The organism is Pseudomonas sp. BF-R-24 (assembly GCF_019947335.1).
In the GTDB taxonomy this organism is placed as follows: Bacteria; Pseudomonadota; Gammaproteobacteria; order Pseudomonadales; family Pseudomonadaceae; genus Aquipseudomonas; species Aquipseudomonas jessenii.
Map to the genome: position 1 here is coordinate 105,617 of NZ_JAGYGG010000002.1, position 14,556 is coordinate 120,172.

General features: G+C 59.5%; 13 protein-coding genes. 6 read left to right on the plus strand and 7 right to left on the minus strand.

The window, feature by feature from the left end; translation table 11 throughout:
- Positions 1 to 8 precede the first annotated feature (8 nt).
- The 5 genes from KGA98_RS02050 to KGA98_RS02070 all read right to left on the minus strand — a co-directional run bounded on the left by KGA98_RS02050 (position 9) and on the right by KGA98_RS02070 (position 4,071).
- Complete coding sequence (locus KGA98_RS02050; RefSeq protein ID WP_223500669.1) at positions 9 to 326, minus strand: DUF2388 domain-containing protein; 318 nt, start codon at positions 324 to 326, stop codon at positions 9 to 11.
- Positions 327 to 394: 68 nt separating this feature from the next.
- A complete protein-coding gene (locus KGA98_RS02055) occupies positions 395 to 844 on the minus strand; it encodes an NfeD family protein (RefSeq protein ID WP_223500671.1) in 450 nt (149 codons plus the stop codon).
- An 8-nt stretch (positions 845 to 852) separates the two neighbouring features.
- The gene (locus tag KGA98_RS02060) at positions 853 to 1,773 is read right to left on the minus strand and encodes an SPFH domain-containing protein (protein ID WP_057712833.1); all 921 of its coding nucleotides are present in this window, start codon (positions 1,771 to 1,773) and stop codon (positions 853 to 855) included.
- 84 nt (positions 1,774 to 1,857) lie between these two features.
- Positions 1,858 to 3,642, minus strand: a complete 1,785-nt coding sequence (locus tag KGA98_RS02065) for a GspE/PulE family protein (protein ID WP_090452058.1) — start codon at positions 3,640 to 3,642, stop codon at positions 1,858 to 1,860.
- A gap of 90 nt (positions 3,643 to 3,732) precedes the next feature.
- The gene (locus KGA98_RS02070) at positions 3,733 to 4,071 is read right to left on the minus strand and encodes a hypothetical protein (RefSeq protein WP_150813747.1); all 339 of its coding nucleotides are present in this window, start codon (positions 4,069 to 4,071) and stop codon (positions 3,733 to 3,735) included.
- Positions 4,072 to 4,197: 126 nt separating this feature from the next.
- Here KGA98_RS02070 and KGA98_RS02075 point away from each other — a divergent pair, with 126 nt between their 5' ends.
- A complete protein-coding gene (locus KGA98_RS02075; protein ID WP_007978926.1) occupies positions 4,198 to 4,662 on the plus strand; it encodes an Lrp/AsnC family transcriptional regulator in 465 nt (154 codons plus the stop codon).
- A 97-nt stretch (positions 4,663 to 4,759) separates the two neighbouring features.
- On the opposite strand, the gene KGA98_RS02080 is transcribed toward KGA98_RS02075, so the two are convergent.
- Positions 4,760 to 6,127 carry an inorganic triphosphatase gene (locus tag KGA98_RS02080; RefSeq protein WP_223500680.1) on the minus strand — a complete coding sequence of 456 codons (1,368 nt, stop codon included), beginning with the start codon at positions 6,125 to 6,127 and terminating at the stop codon, positions 4,760 to 4,762.
- Between the two features lie 157 nt (positions 6,128 to 6,284).
- Here KGA98_RS02080 and argE point away from each other — a divergent pair, with 157 nt between their 5' ends.
- Together argE and argA are read left to right on the plus strand one after the other, a co-directional pair.
- Positions 6,285 to 7,436 carry an acetylornithine deacetylase gene (argE, locus tag KGA98_RS02085; RefSeq protein ID WP_223500682.1) on the plus strand — a complete coding sequence of 384 codons (1,152 nt, stop codon included), beginning with the start codon at positions 6,285 to 6,287 and terminating at the stop codon, positions 7,434 to 7,436.
- Positions 7,437 to 7,695: 259 nt separating this feature from the next.
- On the plus strand, positions 7,696 to 8,994 hold the full coding sequence (gene argA, locus KGA98_RS02090) for an amino-acid N-acetyltransferase (protein WP_057712838.1): 1,299 nt from the start codon (positions 7,696 to 7,698) through the stop codon (positions 8,992 to 8,994).
- Positions 8,995 to 9,156: 162 nt separating this feature from the next.
- Here the strand turns inward: argA and tauA are convergent, their stop codons facing one another.
- A complete protein-coding gene (gene tauA, locus KGA98_RS02095) occupies positions 9,157 to 10,146 on the minus strand; it encodes a taurine ABC transporter substrate-binding protein (protein ID WP_223500690.1) in 990 nt (329 codons plus the stop codon).
- A 361-nt stretch (positions 10,147 to 10,507) separates the two neighbouring features.
- Between tauA and KGA98_RS02100 the strand changes: the two genes are divergently transcribed.
- The 3 genes from KGA98_RS02100 (at position 10,508) to KGA98_RS02110 (ending at position 14,523) form a co-directional block, all read left to right on the plus strand.
- The gene (locus tag KGA98_RS02100; protein ID WP_150813751.1) at positions 10,508 to 11,839 is read left to right on the plus strand and encodes an OprD family porin; all 1,332 of its coding nucleotides are present in this window, start codon (positions 10,508 to 10,510) and stop codon (positions 11,837 to 11,839) included.
- A 412-nt stretch (positions 11,840 to 12,251) separates the two neighbouring features.
- Positions 12,252 to 13,592 carry an OprD family porin gene (locus tag KGA98_RS02105; protein WP_223500692.1) on the plus strand — a complete coding sequence of 447 codons (1,341 nt, stop codon included), beginning with the start codon at positions 12,252 to 12,254 and terminating at the stop codon, positions 13,590 to 13,592.
- A gap of 292 nt (positions 13,593 to 13,884) precedes the next feature.
- On the plus strand, positions 13,885 to 14,523 hold the full coding sequence (locus KGA98_RS02110) for a peroxiredoxin (RefSeq protein ID WP_057712843.1): 639 nt from the start codon (positions 13,885 to 13,887) through the stop codon (positions 14,521 to 14,523).
- Positions 14,524 to 14,556 lie beyond the last annotated feature (33 nt).

Sequence of the window (14,556 nt, forward strand, 5' to 3'; positions counted from 1 at the left end):
CGCAACGGTTACTCCGAAGCCACGGCATTCTTCGCCAGGATCGCGTTCGCCAGTTCCATGTCCGTGGCTTGCAGGCCCGGGTTTTCGGCGCGGACCTTCTGCATGGCCGCTTCCAGGTACGGACCGCGGATACCGCCGTCACTGGCGACGAAGCTGCTGGCATCGTCCTGGGCCGCGACGACCAGCTTGTTATCCTTGGATGTCAGATAGCTCGAACCGGTGGTTGCACCGGACGTAAGAACGTTACGCCAAAAAGTATCGGCCATCGCCGAACCGACAGGCAGGGACAACAGCGCGACGGTAACGACAGCAAGTTTGAAACGCATGACAGGGTGACTCCACTGGGTTGAGTACGCGGTTGGATTGCCAACCCCCAATCGAGTTCCGTGGTCGCTTAATCCGCCGCTTCGACCAGCAGGATGGCGCCTTGCTGGCCGACCACCCGCACGCGGTTGCCAGTGGCTGTGTCCGGCCCGCGGGCCATCCATACACCGTCAGCCACCTTGATCTTGCCGCGACCGTCGACAATCGCTTCATGCACCACGAAGGTTTTGCCGATGAGTTCCTGGCCACGCAGATTCAGGTGCGGCTGATCACTCGGACGCATTGCCGTGCGCTGACGCCGCCACCAGTACAACGCGGTGGTGATCGACAGCAGGCCGAACAACAGAAACTGCCATTCCCAAGACAGGTCCGGCATCAGGAAGGTCAAGACGCCCACGGTTGCCGCGGCCATGCCGATCCACAGCAGATAACCGCCGGCGCCGAACACTTCGAGAATCAACAGCACCGTGCCCAGCGCCAACCAGTCCCAGAACGAAAGATGCTGCAAAAATGCCCACATGGCGCGCCTCAGGCTTTCTTGTTATCGAAAGTGGCCTTGACGATTTCGCCAATGCCACCCACCGCGCCGATCATCGAACTGGCTTCCAGCGGCATCAGGATCACCTTGCTGTTGTTGGCCGAGGACAACTTGCCCAGCGCATCGATGTACTTCTGCGCCACGAAGTAGTTCACCGCCTGCACGTTGCCGCTGGCGATGGCTTCGGACACGACTTTAGTGGCCTGGGCTTCTGCCGCGGCTTGCCGCTCGCGGGCTTCGGCTTCCAGGAAGGCGGCCTGGCGACTGCCTTCGGCTTCGAGGATCTGCGCCTGCTTCTTGCCTTCGGCGGTCAGGATCGCTGCGGCGCGCAGGCCCTCGGCCTCGAGGATCTGCGCACGCTTGATTCGCTCGGCTTTCATCTGCCCCGACATCGCCGCCATCAGGTCGGCGGGCGGGCTGATGTCCTTGATCTCGATCCGGGTGATCTTGATGCCCCAAGGCGCGGTCGCTTCGTCGACAGTGCGCAGCAGTTTTTCGTTGATCCCGTCACGCTGGCTGAGCATGGCGTCGAGCTCCATCGAGCCGAGCACGGTGCGGATGTTGGTTTGCAGCAGATTGCGGATGGCGTGTTCGAGGTTGTTGACCTCGTAGGCCGCCTGGGCGGTGTTGACCACCTGGAAGAAGCACACGGCGTCGATTTGCACCGTGGCGTTGTCGGCGGTGATGACTTCCTGTGGCGGAATATCCAGCACGCTTTCCATCACATTCATCTTGCGACCGATGCGGTCCATGACCGGAATGATGACGTTCAGCCCCGGCTTGAGCGTGTTGGTGTAGCGACCGAAACGCTCGACGGTCCATTCAAAGCCTTGGGGCACGACCTTGAAACCCATGAACAGAATGGCGACCACCAGGCCGACAAAAAGCAAAAGCACACTACCGATCTGCATAACGATTCCTTGTTGATGTGTGGATCTGTGGAGTTGCAATGGCTGAAGTGTAGCTGGGCCGATGCCGGATCAGTACAGCCAGGCTCAGTTCTGCTCGCTCTGGGGAGTCACGCGCAGAATCTCCTCGATAGTCGTCAGCCCGGCGGCGACCTTTTGCGCTCCTGACAACCGCAGGCTGCGCATGCCCTCCTTGAATGCCTGGCGCCGCACGGCCAGCAGATCGGTGTCGGGACTGATCAACGCCTTGATGCCATCGCTCAGTTGCATGATTTCGTAGACCCCGGCGCGACCGCGATAACCGGTGTCGCGGCATTCCACGCAACCGATGGCACGCTGGGCATTGGCCGGCAACGGTGCTTGCCAGGGACGGGTCAGGGTTTGCCAGTCGTCTTCGCCCAGCGTCAGCGGCGCCTTGCAGTGCGGGCACAGGGTTCGCACCAGTCGCTGGGCCATGACGCCAAGCACTGTGGCCTTGATCAGGTAATGCGGCACGCCGAGCTCCAGAAGACGGCTGATGGCGCTGGGCGCGTCGTTGGTGTGCAGGGTCGACAGCACCAGGTGCCCGGTGAGCGCCGCCTGGATCGCCATTTCCGCGGTTTCGAGGTCGCGGATCTCGCCGATCATGATGATGTCCGGGTCTTGCCGCATCAACGCGCGCACGCCGGCGGCGAAGGTCAGGTCGATGTTGTGCTGGACCTGCATCTGGTTGAACGCCGGCTCGACCATTTCAATCGGGTCTTCGATGGTGCAGAGGTTGACCTCCGGCGTCGCCAGTTTTTTCAGGGTGGTGTAGAGGGTGGTGGTCTTGCCCGAACCCGTCGGCCCGGTAACGAGGATGATGCCGTGGGGCTGGCGGGTCATGTCTTGCCAGCGGCGCAGGTCGTCGGCGGAGAAACCAAGCTGGTCGAAGTCCTTGAGCAATACTTCCGGATCGAAGATCCGCATGACCATTTTTTCGCCGAAGGCCGTGGGCAGTGTCGACAAACGCAATTCGACTTCACCGCCGTCCGGAGTCTTGGTTTTCACTCGACCGTCCTGGGGTTTGCGTTTCTCCGCGACGTTCATGCGCCCCAGGGTTTTCAGGCGACTGACGATGGCCATGGTGACCTGGGGTGGGAATTGATAGACGTTGTGCAGCACGCCGTCGATGCGAAAGCGCACCGTGCCTTGCTCGCGCCGGGGCTCGATATGGATGTCGCTGGCGCGTTGCTGGAACGCGTACTGGAACAGCCAGTCGACGATATTGACGATGTGTGCGTCGTTGGCGTCCGGCTCCTGGTCGCTGGCGCCGAGGTTGAGCAGCTGTTCGAAATTGCCGAGGGTACTGACTTGCGGGTCGGCGCTGTTCGCCCCGGTGACCGACTTGGCCAGGCGGAAGAATTCGACGCTCAAGCGCTGGATGTCCACGGGGTTGGCCACTACACGCTTGATTGGCAATTTGAGCACGTGGGTCAGGTCAGCCTCCCAGCCGCTGACATAAGGCTGGGCGCTGGCCACGGTTACCGCCTCGCGGTCGATGGCTACCGCGAGGATCTTGTGGCGCTGGGCGAAGGCATAGGACATCAGCGGGGTCACGGCCGCGACGTTGATTTTCAGTGGGTCGATGCGCAGGTAAGGCTGGCCGGCCTGCCGGGACAGCCACAGGGTCAGGCTCTCGAGGTCCAGCGGTTTGCCGGGGCGGCTGAGATCGTCCAGCTGTTGGCTGGCAATGAACTCCAGCGGATGCATCTGCCCAAGGGAGGCGTTGCGGCGGCGGGCATTGAGTGCGTGTTCGGCCGAATCCTGGCTGATAAAGCCCTGGGCGACGAGTTCGCGCAGTAGATCATTGAGATCCAGCCAGCGGTCCTGAAGGGCGATTTGTACGGACATGCGGGCTCCTTTTGAACGACAGTGCGCAAAGGATAGCCGTGGCCCGGCTGACCGCTGGGCCACTACCCGACAAAGCCGTTTCGGAGTTTTTCAGCCCGCCGCTTGAACCGCTTCGGTCCATGGGGCATCAGCTTCTTGCAGCTCCACCGAGCAGACGCTGATCAGGTTGCGAAGTTTTTCCGCAATCACTTGCGCGCGGTGCCAGCTCAAACCGTCGATGACAACTTCGATGGTCAGCCAGTCGTCCTGGCGCTGCGCGCTGACCTGCTCCGGCGTGAGCAATTGCAGGGCGAACAGATTGAGGGCGCGACACAGCAGGTCCGGTTCAGCCTCGGCCGTCATTTGATAGCGAACCCGGCAATGGGCGTTGCCGACGTTCCAGACATCGGCGCGGGCAGGTGGGGTGTTCACGGCTTCGAGATACGGCATGGTCAGGCTCCAGAATCATTGGAGAAATGTTTACATCCTGTGCCGGGTATTTCTTCTCTATGATTGGCTGTATTACAGGAATGAAGAATAAATCAATTCACATATTACGCAGTTGAGGGTTTTTTTATGCATAGCGAACTGGACAGCTACGACCGCAAGATCCTCGCCTTGCTGCAAGAGGACGCTTCGCTTTCCAGCGCACAGATCGCCGAGCAGGTGGGGCTCTCGCAATCGCCGTGCTGGCGGCGGATTCAGCGGATGAAAGAGGAGGGCATCATTCGCGGCCAGGTGACCTTGCTCGACCGCAAGAAAATCGGCCTGAACACGCAGATCTTCGCGGAGGTGAAACTCAATGCCCACGGGCGTTCGAACTTCACCGAATTCACCGAGGCGATTCGCGGCTTTCCGGAGGTGCTGGAGTGTTACGTGCTGATGGGGGCGGTGGATTTCTTGCTGCGGATTGTCACGGCGGACATCGAGGCGTACGAGCGCTTCTTCTTCGAGAAGCTGTCGATGGTGCCGGGGATTCAGGAGGTCAATTCGATCGTGGCGTTGTCGGAGATCAAGTCGACCACCAGTTTGCCGGTCTGAAATTTTGCGGTGACTGTGCCGGCCTCATCGCGAGCAAGCTCGCTCCCACAAGGACCGCATAAATCCTGTGGGAGCGAGCTTGCTCGCGATGGCGGTATTACAGGCGCAGCAACATTTTCCAGGCGCGGTTCTGATACACCGCAATCGCCTGCTGCTTACGTGCATCCAGGACTTCGTCGGTGATCGACTCGTTGGCCAGTTGCGCCAGCTTGTTCAACTCGCCGTACAGGCGATCCATTTCCGGGATCTCCAGCACGTTACGCGCATGGTGCAGCCAGACCTGGATGCGTTCGATGCGCGGCAGTTGCTCGGCCAGGTCTTCCGGTTGTTGCTGGTAACGTTGCAGTTGCAACGAAGTGGCTTCTTCGCCCAGCAGGCGCGGCAACCAGCTGCCCAGTTGCGCAGCGCCCTGGCGATTGCCACGGGTGTTGCGGTCGGCGGCCCAGGTGCGGGCCAGCAGCCAGCGCGAGGTGGTCAGGGAGAACAGGCCCCAGCGCGGGTCTTCGAGTTCTTCGAGGAACTGCTCGGGCGCGGCTTTGCGCACGTCTTCATCGTCCAGGCCGGCTTGTACCAGCGGACGCCAGTCTTCCAGCAAGGCATCGAGGGCGATACGCAGATCGTGGGTCGACTGACGCGGAGCGGCCTGGCCCAGGCTGCTGATCAGCGCGCGCATTTCCGCGAGGCACTCGACCCAGTCCTGCAACAGGCGCCAGTGACCGTTGAAGCGATACTGCTCGGCCAGACGCTGGCTGCTGCCCAGCAAATGCCAGCTCAGCGCGGCGAACGCGTCGTCCAGCGGCGTTTCAGCGGTGATCTGCGGTGCCGGCAGGCTCAACGAATAGCTGTGGGCGTCGTACAGGCGATAACCGCGCTCGGCCTTGCTGATATCGCATGGCATCAAGGCCAGCTTCTCGGCCAGCTCGGCGGCCAGTTCCAGCAGGGCTGCCGGTTCGCCTTCGCGCAGTTCCAGTTCCAGCTCGCAGATTTCTTCTTTCTGCTTGCCGACCACGACGTGACCCAGGTCCAGCGCGGCTTCGATGACCACTTTGGTCTTGCCGCGACCCCAGGCGATTTCCGCGCGCTCGCGGACGAAGTCGGTGGTGAAGATCGGCTTCAGGGTCTTCTTGTCCAGCTCGGCCAGTTCCTCGGGCCAGCATTCGCCGTCGAGTTTCTTCAAGTCGAGCTTGGCCTTGGGCAGGTTCCAGTCGTATTCGTTACGAACGGACAGACCGACGACGCTCTGGCCGCGGGTCTTGAGGGTCTGAATCACTTCTTCGCCATCCTTGCGCAGGCGCAGGGCGACTTTGGCCTGGGCCAGATCGCGCTCGGGCGTGTCGAAGTACTGATTCATCAACTCACGGCGTTCCCAGCCACTTTTGTTGCGTTTTTTCAGTAACGGGTGCTCGCGCAGTGCGGCGAGGGTTTCGCGGCTGACGCGGAGTTTGATTTCGGTTTCTTTCTGCATGGCCGGAAAATCCAGGATCGGGAGCGCAGCCGGGGGAATGTGTGGCTGCCAAGGTCGTGCAGTGTACAGGACTCAAGGTTAGTACGCGCCGAGACGGTTTATTCCTGTCATCGGTTGGTTCTATGATGGACTTCAATTCAGGTGCCGGGAGTCAGCGATGCCATTGCCGTCGATGAAAGAACAATTCGCTGCGTTGATCGCTGCACCGTCCGTCAGTTGCACCCAACCCAGTCTCGATCAAACCAACCGCCCGGTCATCGATCTGCTGGCGACGTGGCTCGGTGAGCTGGGTTTTACCTGCGATATCCAGCAAGTCAGCCCCGGCAAGTTCAACCTGCTGGCCAGTTTCGGCTCCGGCCCCGGCGGCCTGGTCCTGGCCGGGCACAGCGACACCGTGCCGTTCGACGGTGCGCTGTGGCAAACCGATCCGCTGAAGCTCACTGAAGTCGACGGTCGTTGGGTCGGCCTGGGCAGTTGCGACATGAAGGGCTTTTTCGCCCTGGCCATCGAGGCGGTCATACCGCTGCTCGATCAGCCGTTCAAACAGCCGTTGCTGATTCTCGCCACTTGCGATGAAGAAAGTTCGATGTCCGGTGCCCGCGCGCTGGCCGAAGCGGGGCGACCGCTGGGGCGGGCGGCGGTGATCGGCGAGCCGACAGGACTCAAGCCGATCCGCATGCACAAGGGCATCATGATGGAGCGCATCGACATCCTCGGCCAGAGTGGTCATTCCTCCGACCCGCGCCTGGGGCACAGCGCCCTGGAAGCCATGCACGATGCCATCGGTGAACTGCGTGGCTTGCGCTTGTTATGGCAACGCGAATTCCGCAATCCACAGTTTGGCGTGCCGACGCCAACGATGAATTTCGGCTGCATCCATGGCGGCGACAACCCAAACCGCATCTGCGGCCAGTGTTCGCTGGAATTCGATTTGCGGCCGCTGCCCGGCATGGATCCCAAGGTCCTGCGCGCCGAGATCCTGCAGAAGCTCAAGCCGGTTGCCGAGCGGCATCAGGTCAAGATCGATTACGCGCCGTTGTTCCCCGAAGTGCCGCCGTTCGAGCAGGCCGAGGACGCAGAGTTGGTGCGCATTGCCGAAAAGCTCACCGGTCACAGCGCCGAAGCGGTGGCGTTCGGCACCGAAGCACCTTATCTTCAGCGTCTTGGCTGTGAAACGCTGGTGCTTGGCCCGGGTGATATCGCCTGCGCCCATCAGCCGGGGGAATACCTCGAAATGTCACGTTTGCAGCCTACGGTGCATCTATTAAGGCAACTGATCGAACACTATTGCCTGACACCGGCGGCTTGACCCTGTGGGAGCGGGCTTGCTCGCGAAGGCGGTGTCTCAGGTGCACCAGCGTCGACAGACACTCCGCTTTCGCGAGCAAGTCCGCTCCCACAGGGGTCTGTGATTTACCTGACAAGCCGTATAAATTGCCGGTACCCAAACCCGTATTCATGAGGAGAGCGCGCGTGTCGCCAAGCCTGTTCCGACGATAACCATCAGCCCGCTGTGCGTTTTCAGTTTCGCCCTTTTTTCGGCTGCTATTTATTACAGGCCCAGGTTCATGCCCGAATACGTCAATTGGCTTCGTCACGCTTCGCCTTACATCAACGCCCACCGCGATTGCACCTTTGTCGTCATGCTGCCCGGCGACGGCGTTGAACACCCGAATTTCGGCAATATCGTCCACGACCTGGTGCTGTTGCACAGCCTGGGCGTGCGTCTGGTGCTGGTTCACGGTTCCCGCCCGCAAATCGAAGCGCGCCTCGCGGCCCGTGGCCTGACCCCGCATTACCACCACGGGATGCGCATCACCGATGCCGCGACCCTGGAGTGCGTGATCGACGCGGTTGGCCAGTTGCGCATTGCCATCGAGGCTCGCCTGTCGATGGACATGGCTTCGTCGCCGATGCAGGGTTCGCGCCTGCGGGTGGCCAGCGGCAACCTGGTGACGGCACGGCCGATCGGCGTGCTTGAAGGCGTCGACTATCACCACACCGGCGAAGTGCGCCGGGTCGACCGCAAGGGCATCAACCGTCTGCTGGACGAGCGTTCCATTGTGCTGCTGTCGCCGCTGGGCTATTCGCCGACCGGGGAGATTTTCAATCTGGCCTGCGAAGACGTCGCCACCCGCGCGGCCATCGACCTGGGCGCGGACAAGCTGCTGCTGTTCGGCGCCGACCTGGGCCTGATCGACGAACACGGGCGCCTGGTGCGTGAACTGCGTCCGCAGCAGGTGCCGGCGCATCTGCAACGGTTGGGCAGTAACTACCAGGCAGAATTGCTCGATGCAGCGGCCGAAGCTTGCCGTGGCGGCGTGGCCCGCAGCCATATCGTCAGTTATGCCGAAGACGGTGCACTGCTGACCGAGCTGTTCACCCGCGACGGTGGCGGTACGCTGGTGGCCCAGGAGCAGTTCGAAGTCGTACGCGAAGCGGCCATTGAAGACGTCGGTGGTTTGCTGGACTTGATCAGCCCGCTGGAAGAGCAGGGCATCCTGGTGCGCCGTTCCCGCGAGGTGCTGGAGCGCGAGATCGAACAGTTCAGTGTGGTCGAGCGCGAAGGCATGATCATCGCCTGTGCGGCGCTGTATCAGATTGCCGATTCGGATGCCGGTGAACTGGCGTGCCTGGCGGTGAATCCGGAGTATCGCCATGGCGGTCGCGGTGATGAATTGCTGGAGCGCATCGAGACCCGCGCCCGGGCTCAGGGTTTGAAGACATTATTCGTCCTTACTACCCGCACCGCTCACTGGTTCCGCGAGCGTGGTTTTGTGCCGAGCAGCGTTGACCGTCTGCCGTCGGCGCGGGCGTCGCTGTACAACTATCAGCGTAATTCGAAGATCTTCGAAAAAGCCCTTTGATGTTGTAGCCGCGGAGGTCCCTGTGGCGAGGGGGCTTGTCGGAGTGCCGAACCGCCCCGTTCGGTCGCGAAGCGGCCGCAAGACCATACGGCTCGGTCAGGCAGGTTTGGGGCTGCTCCGCAGCCCAACGGGGGCAAGCCCCCTCGCCACAAGCTTTTGCATTCACTCCTGCACAAACTTCGCGCTGACATACGGCGAGTAATCCGGCAGCACCGTCTCCACCTTCCCTTGTTCCTTCAAGAATTTCGCCGTCTCGCCAATGGCCTTGGCCGTGCCGCCGTCCAGCAGCGCGGTGCTCTGTTGCGCCTTGGCATCCGGGAATGCGGAACCGGCCAGTAACTCCGGCACATCGGCGGCATTGGCACCGGTCAGTTTGGCGATTTTCTGCACCGGTACCGAGTCGGCAGTCCAGCTGGCTTTATGCGCCGCGTAATCAGCAAAGGCGTCGAGGGTGACCTTGGCGAATCTGGCCACCACCTCCGGGTGCTTCTCGGCGTAATCCTTGCGTGCCACCCAGACCTCGAAGGTGGGGGCTCCCCATTGGCCTACCTGTGCAGCGTCGGTCAGGGTCTTGCCACTCTTGCGGATTTCCCCCAGGGCGGGCGACCAGACAAACGCGCCATCAATATCTCCCCGCTTCCAGGCTGCCGCGATTTCCGCCGGCTGCAGGTTCACCACTTTGACTTTCGAACTGTCCAGGCCCCAGTGCTTCAACGCACCGAGCAGGCTGTAGTGGGAGGTTGAAACGAAAGGCGTGGCGATGGTCTTTCCGATCAGATCTTGTGGTTTTTCGATGCCGCTGCCATTGCGCACCACAAGCGCTTCGGCGGCATTGATCTGCGCCGAGACGATGAACGCGACAATCGGCAGGTTGCGCGAAGCGGCAGCGGCCAGCGGACTGGAGCCGAGATTGCCGATTTGTACATCGCCGGAGGCAATCGCCGTGACCACTTCCGGGCCGCTGTTGAAGCGTCGCCAGTCGATAGGCTCGCCGATGGTTTTTTCATAAAGGCCATCGGCCTGGGGGACTTTGCTGGGGTCGATTCCGGTTTGATAACCGACGGTGAGGTTCGCCGCCTGGGCGGTGAAAGAAAATGCGAGAGATACACAAACTGTAACAATTGGTCTGGATAGTGCGCGCTTGATCGTCATGGGGCTGCCTTTCGGTAAGGATTTGTTTCCGGATTGCGTCAGAAACTAATCGATCTAAAAAAGCAAAAATAAATACCGTTTAGGAATTAGCTTATGAGCCGAACCCTTTGTTCTGGGGGGCTGGAAATTGAGAGCTAAATTCCTAAACGGTATTAGAAAAGAATCGGGTAATTCTTTTCAGGTTCATGACGAATTCATGACCCGGCAGGGACCAAAAAATCGGGGGTTAGACAAAGGTCGTAGACACACATGGTTACGATTGACTTGTGGGTCACGGTCTGGCGCTAATCGCGCATCTTAGGATTTCGGGCGACGACTCGAGACCAGGAATACAAGAACTAGAATCGAGAGGAGCTACACAATGAACAAGTCCACCTTGGCTTTGGCCGTGGCCGTAGGGGTTTTGGCGCAGCAGGCAGGCGCCGCAGGTTTCCTGGAAGACAGCAAGGCGTCCATCAGTTCCCGGACCATGTATTACAACAACGATAACCGTGAAGGCGGTGCGGATCAGAAAGAGTCCGCAGAAGGCCTGAAATTCGATTATCTGTCCGGTTTCACCCAAGGCACTGTCGGTTTCGGTATCGACGCCCAGGCACTGCTGGGTATCCACCTGGACGGCGGCAAGGGTCACCACCCGGACAACAACACCTTCTTCCCAAGCGATAGCGATGGTTCGGCCGTGTCCGAATGGAGCCGTGCAGCCGCTAACGTCAAGGCGCGCTTCTCGAAGACCGAAGCCCACCTGGGTGGCGCCCTGGCACCCAACTTGCCGATCCTGGTCGCGAACGACAGCCGTCTGCTGCCACAGACCTTTGACGGTGGCACCATCACTTCGAAAGAAATCGACAACGTGACCTTCAACGCAGGTCAGTTGGAGCATTCGGCGGGTCGCGCCTCTTCGAACTCCACCGGCCTGGCCGTGGCTGGCGGCACAGAGGACAGCAACAAGTTCTACTACGGTGGTGCTGACTGGAAGGTCACCAAGGACCTGACCCTGCAGTACTACCACTCGAATCTGAAGGACTACTACAAGCAGGACTTCCTGGGCTTGATCCACGTGTTTCCGATCGACGCCAAACAGTCCTTCAAGACTGATATTCGCTACTTCGACAGCAGCTCCGACGGCAAGAACGGTGATCCGGGTTTCCGTTTCAACAATAACAACGGTTTCGCCAAGACCCCGGGCGAGGTCGATAACAAGACCTGGAGCGCCATGTTCACCTACACCCTGGGTGGCAACGCCTTCCTGCTCGGTCATCAGCGCGTCAGCGATGACGGTGGTTTTGTCTACCTGAACCAGGGCAACGTGGTTGATGGCAATGGCCGTCCGGAAGGCAACGGCGGCGCCAGCTTCTACCTGTTCACCGACTCCATGATCAACGGATTTGTTCGTGCCGGTGAAAACACCACCTTCGGTCAGTACTCCTATGACTTCGCAGGACTGGGCGTGCCGGGCCTGAAAACTTCGATCGCCTACCTGCATGGCGACAACATCAAGGCTACCAACGGCAGCGGCCCTGATGGCTCCGAGTGGGAACGCGACATGCGGATCGACTACACCATCCAGCAGGGCGCTCTCAAAGGCTTCGGCGTAACGCTGCGTAATGGTGTCTACCGCGGCAGTGAAGTCTCCAACAACCCTGATGTTGACCAGACTCGTCTGATCTTCAACTACACCTACAGCTTCCTGTAACAAGCCTTGTAAAAAAGCCTCGCCTGCTGGCGAGGTTTTTTTTGCCTGTTTTTTTATATTCTATAAAGATCTTTACTGATTATTTATTATTCTTTTTAGTTTTTAAATATCCCGCTTAAAGTGCGCCTGTCCGGCACTCATCCCTGAGCCCGGATTTGGCGATTTCGTCCCTCGACAATAGGTCAGGTGCAGGAATCGGCCTTGCCGCCGATACCTCGGATCTGTCGTGGGAAGTCATATTCCAAAGCGATATTAAAAAATATCAAAAAATTCTTTTTGGCTTTAAGGCCGTGTATCCTGCGGCCCGCCAAATGACCGGCCTAGACGGTTTGCCGCGAATTTATGCATTCAGGATCCCGGGCAATCGATTCGGGACCAGGAACATCAGAACTAGAAACGAGAGGAGCGAAACATGAACAAGTCCACCTTGGCCATGGCTGTGGCCGTCGGGGTTTTGACCCAGCAGGCAAGCGCCGCGGGTTTTATCGAAGACAGCAAGGCAACATTGGGGCTGCGTAACTTCTACATCAACACCGACTACCGTGACGGAACCGGTGCCAACAAAAACGAAGAATGGGGCCAAGGCTTCGATCTGCGTTTCATCTCCGGTTACACCCAGGGCACCGTCGGCTTCGGCATCGATGCGATCGGCCTGTTGGGCGTGAAACTGGATTCGGGCGGCGGTACCAACGGCGCCACGGCGACCTCTTACGGCGGCACGGTTTTCCCGAGCAAATCCAACGGCGAGGCAGTTGATGATTTCTCCAGCCTGGGCCTGACGGCCAAAGCCAAGGTTTCCCAGACCGAATTGAAACTGGGCACCCTGCAGCCGAAAAACCCGGTGATCGTGACCAACGATGGTCGTCTGCTGCCGCAAACCTGGCAGGGTGGCCAGATCACGTCCGGCGACATCAAGGATCTGACCCTGGTTGGTGGCCAGATCGAAGCCGTTAAAGGCCGTAACTCCAGCAACAATGAGCAGATGTCGATTTCGGGCGCGAACACTCGCGGCACCAAATTCCGCGACAGCAACAAGTTCATCTATGCCGGTGGCGACTACAAGATCACCAAGGACCTGACGGCCCAGTACTACTACGGCAACCTGGAAGAGTTCTACAAGCAACACTTCCTGGGTCTGGTGCACAACTGGGCAATCGGCCCTGGCGTGTTGAAGTCGGATTTCCGTTATTTCAACAGCTCTGATGATGGTGCCAACGGTCACGACCCGCTGTACTTCACCACTGGCAACTACAACGCGCCAAACGGTAAAGGCAAGGTCGACAACAACCTGTACAGCGGCCTGTTCCTGTACACCGTTGCCGGTCACACCTTCGGTGGCGGTTATCAGGTCAGCAACGGCAGCAGCGATTTCCCTTGGCTGAACCAGGGCGACGGTTCGTCGAACTACACCATCACCGATGCGCAAATCCAGAAGTTCGGCCGTGCCGGCGAGCGTACCTGGCAAGCACGCTACTCCTATGACTTCGCCAAGGTCGGCGTACCTGGCCTGACGGCGGGTCTGGTTTACCTGCACGGCGACAACATCGATACCGTTAACGCCAAGGGTGGCGAGGCGGCCAATGGTGCTTCCGAGTGGGAGCGCGATCTGAGCGTGGCTTACGTCGTTCAGGAAGGTCCGCTGAAAAACCTGGGCCTGGCGTGGAAAAACGCGACCTGGCGCACCGACCTGCCGAACACGCGTTCGCAGGACGAAAACCGCCTGATCGTCAGCTACTCGATCCCGCTGTTGTAATAGCGCTCGCGTAACCGAGACAAAAAAGCCCCGCCCGGTATTGCACCGGGCGGGGCTTTTACATTTTCAAGACGGGTTCACCCCCGTAATCCCGCCTTGAACTTCTCTCTTTGCAGCAACTCAAGGCCTTCTCGAACCTTGGGGGCGATGTTCGGCCGGTTGTGCGGGGTACGTCCAGTGAATAGATATTTAATATTTCCTTATGATCTAAATAAATCGATATTTATTCTTTTTAATAGATAAAAAACACAGGCACAGTTGAACCCATCAAGCACTCACAAGGAGCAGCACCATGGGTCTCAGACTTGGCGATATCGCCCCCGATTTCGAACAGAACTCCAGCGCCGGCACCATTCGTTTCCATCAGTGGCTGGGCGATAGTTGGGGCGTGCTGTTTTCCCATCCAGCGGACTTCACGCCGGTGTGCACGACTGAATTGGGCTTCACCGCCAAGCTCAAGGATGAGTTCGCAGCGCGCGGCGTCAAGGCCATCGCTTTGTCGGTGGACCCGGTGGAGTCGCACCACAGGTGGATCGAGGACATCAACGAAACCCAGGACACCGTGGTCAACTTTCCGATCCTGGATGACGCCGACCGCAAAGTCTCGGACCTCTACGACCTGATCCACCCCAACGCCAACGACACCCTGACCGTGCGCAGTCTGTTCGTGATCGACCCGAAGAAAAAGGTCCGGCTGACGATTACCTACCCGGCGAGCACCGGCCGCAATTTCAATGAAATCCTGCGGGTGATCGACTCGCTGCAACTCACCGACAACTACAAGGTGGCCACACCGGCCAACTGGCAGGACGGTGATGAGGTGGTGATCGTGCCGTCGCTTAAAGATGAGGATGAAATCAAACAGCGTTTTCCCAAGGGCTATCGAGCGGTTAAGCCTTACTTGCGCCTGACGCCGCAGCCTAATCGGTGAGTCATCAATATTTACGGTGTGGCTGATGCCGCC

Excerpts from the sequence above, each read along its gene's own strand:
- KGA98_RS02050 (WP_223500669.1), bottom strand. The coding sequence starts at position 326 with ATGCGTTTCAAACTTGCTGTCGTTACCGTCGCGCTGTTGTCCCTGCCT.
- KGA98_RS02055 (WP_223500671.1), bottom strand. The coding sequence starts at position 844 with ATGTGGGCATTTTTGCAGCATCTTTCGTTCTGGGACTGGTTGGCGCTG.
- KGA98_RS02060 (WP_057712833.1), bottom strand. The coding sequence starts at position 1,773 with ATGCAGATCGGTAGTGTGCTTTTGCTTTTTGTCGGCCTGGTGGTCGCC.
- KGA98_RS02065 (WP_090452058.1), bottom strand. The coding sequence starts at position 3,642 with ATGTCCGTACAAATCGCCCTTCAGGACCGCTGGCTGGATCTCAATGAT.
- KGA98_RS02070 (WP_150813747.1), bottom strand. The coding sequence starts at position 4,071 with ATGCCGTATCTCGAAGCCGTGAACACCCCACCTGCCCGCGCCGATGTC.
- KGA98_RS02075 (WP_007978926.1), top strand. The coding sequence starts at position 4,198 with ATGCATAGCGAACTGGACAGCTACGACCGCAAGATCCTCGCCTTGCTG.
- KGA98_RS02080 (WP_223500680.1), bottom strand. The coding sequence starts at position 6,127 with ATGCAGAAAGAAACCGAAATCAAACTCCGCGTCAGCCGCGAAACCCTC.
- argE (WP_223500682.1), top strand. The coding sequence starts at position 6,285 with ATGCCATTGCCGTCGATGAAAGAACAATTCGCTGCGTTGATCGCTGCA.
- argA (WP_057712838.1), top strand. The coding sequence starts at position 7,696 with ATGCCCGAATACGTCAATTGGCTTCGTCACGCTTCGCCTTACATCAAC.
- tauA (WP_223500690.1), bottom strand. The coding sequence starts at position 10,146 with ATGACGATCAAGCGCGCACTATCCAGACCAATTGTTACAGTTTGTGTA.
- KGA98_RS02100 (WP_150813751.1), top strand. The coding sequence starts at position 10,508 with ATGAACAAGTCCACCTTGGCTTTGGCCGTGGCCGTAGGGGTTTTGGCG.
- KGA98_RS02105 (WP_223500692.1), top strand. The coding sequence starts at position 12,252 with ATGAACAAGTCCACCTTGGCCATGGCTGTGGCCGTCGGGGTTTTGACC.
- KGA98_RS02110 (WP_057712843.1), top strand. The coding sequence starts at position 13,885 with ATGGGTCTCAGACTTGGCGATATCGCCCCCGATTTCGAACAGAACTCC.